This window comes from Candidatus Hydrogenedentota bacterium (genome assembly GCA_012523015.1).
In the GTDB taxonomy this organism is placed as follows: Bacteria; Hydrogenedentota; Hydrogenedentia; order Hydrogenedentales; family CAITNO01; genus JAAYBJ01.
Genome location: JAAYJI010000174.1, coordinates 1 through 1,508 on the forward strand (window position 1 = coordinate 1; position 1,508 = coordinate 1,508).

2 protein-coding genes are annotated in these 1,508 nt (G+C 43.8%); both read right to left on the reverse strand.

The window, feature by feature from the left end; genetic code table 11:
- Positions 1-649 (reverse strand): DNA cytosine methyltransferase (locus tag GX117_07730; protein ID NLO33228.1); only part of this gene is annotated, 649 nt, incomplete at its 3' end.
- Positions 642-1,508 (reverse strand): site-specific DNA-methyltransferase (locus tag GX117_07735; protein ID NLO33229.1); only part of this gene is annotated, 867 nt, incomplete at its 5' end. The genes GX117_07735 and GX117_07730, both read right to left, overlap by 8 nt.

Below are 1,508 nucleotides of genomic sequence, written 5' to 3' on the forward strand. Positions count from 1 at the left end.
CTTTAATATCCCCAAGCAAGCCTTCTGACTCAAATAATATTTTGGGTGCGGTGCGTCCTCCAAAATCTGAGACAAGGTAGATTCTACGGCGTCTTTGGGGGACTCCCCAAAATTGCGCGTCGAGAGTTCGCCAGGCAACGGAAAAATCATCTCCCATGATTTCGCCTGCGAGCAACCATTTATTTTTTTCAGGCATAGGAATAGATAAGGTTTCGTCCTTGATTTTAACAATTTCTTCAAGGACGCATCTATAGTCTTTTCCTTTGGCTGAACTGTATGCGCCGAGCACATTTTCCCACACGATAAATCTTGGCTGTCTGCCATTGGTCTTATCCCTCATTTCCTTAATAATTCTGATTGCCTCATAAAAGAGCGAAGACTGCTTCCCATCAAGCCCATCCCGCCTCCCGGCAATGGATAAATCAGTGCAGGGTGAGCCAAAGGTTATAATGTCCACAGGCTCTATTTCACCACCGTTTATTTTTGAAATGTCACCCAAATGTTTCATGTCGGGTATTCGTTTTGTGGTAACACGAATAGGAAAAGGCTCAATTTCTGATGCCCACACAGGGGTAATACCAGAAATCAAACCTCCTAAAGGGAAACCACCCGAGCCGTCAAACAAAGAGCCGAGTGTTAAGTTATTCATTCTTCTCAACTTCCTTTACCAAATCTATATACGGGATTTTTTGTCCGTTCCGTTCCACAAACACATCATCATATGAACTCCTTAAATCTGCGAACCTTTTAATGATAACATCACAGAACTTCTCGTCTATTTCAATAATATGGCATATTCGGTCGGTCTGCTCACAGGCGATTAATGTACTGCCACTGCCTCCAAAGGGGTCGAGGACAATGCAATTTGATAGGCTTGAGTTTAATATTGGATATGCACAAAGTGCCACGGGTTTCATGGTGGGGTGGTCGGCATTTCGCTTTGGTCTTTCAAATTCCCAAATAGTGGTCTGCTTGCGGTCGGCATACCAGTTATGCTTACCTTTCTTTTTCCAACCAAACAGCACGGGCTCATGCTGCCATTGATATGGGGAACGGCCTAAAACAAGACTTTGCTTTTTCCAAATGCAAGTACCCGAAAGATAAAAGCCTGCGTCCGAAAATGCCCTGCGGAAATTTAGCCCTTCGGTATCCGCATGAAATATATAAATAGAAGCGTCCTGTGCCATTACCGCTTCGGTGTTTTGAAATGCCGAGAGCAGAAATGTGTAGAACGCTTCATTTTCCATATTATCATTTTTAATTTTGCCCGCCGTACCTTCATAGTTAACGTTGTAAGGGGGATCTGTTACCACAAGGTTTGCCTTTTTACCGTCCATAAGAGCAGTAAAAGTTTCTGCCTTTGTACTGTCTCCGCATACAATGCGATGTTTTGCGAGTAGCAATATATCCCCCTGTTTTGTAATGGCGGGTTCTTTGAGTTCAGCATCCACATCAAAATCATCATCCGCCACATCTTCCAAACCGCCCATAAGTTTGCTCAGTTCTGC